Genomic DNA, 268 nt, shown 5'->3' with positions numbered 1-268 from the left:
CGACACCATCCTCGAAAGGTACGCCTCATGACAACAACGACCCCCAGCTCCCTGGTGGAAGCCATCACCTCCGTCGATGGCACCACCATTTCAGTGGAACATCTGGGCAGTGGCCCGGCTTTGGTGTTGGTCGATGGAGCTTTTTGCGGCAGGTCCTTCGGCCCCTCCAGAGCCCTCGCCAACGCGCTGGCAGAATCCTACACGGTGTATTTTTACGATCGCCGTGGCCGTGGAGACAGCACTGATACCGCACCGTACGCCGTGGAAC

General features: G+C 60.1%; 1 protein-coding gene. It reads left to right on the top strand.

Annotated features, from left to right (window positions below; all coding sequences use genetic code 11):
- Positions 1–27: 27 nt before the first annotated feature.
- On the top strand, positions 28–268 hold a 241-nt coding region (locus tag SB724_RS20370; protein WP_410572696.1), incomplete at its 3' end, for an alpha/beta fold hydrolase.

The sequence above is a fragment of the Bacillus sp. SIMBA_031 genome (assembly GCF_046535225.1).
In the GTDB taxonomy this organism is placed as follows: domain Bacteria; phylum Bacillota; class Bacilli; order Bacillales; family Bacillaceae; genus Bacillus; species Bacillus velezensis.
The sequence above is the reverse complement of the archived record's forward strand: the minus strand, read 5'-3'. Positions and strand labels throughout refer to the sequence as shown.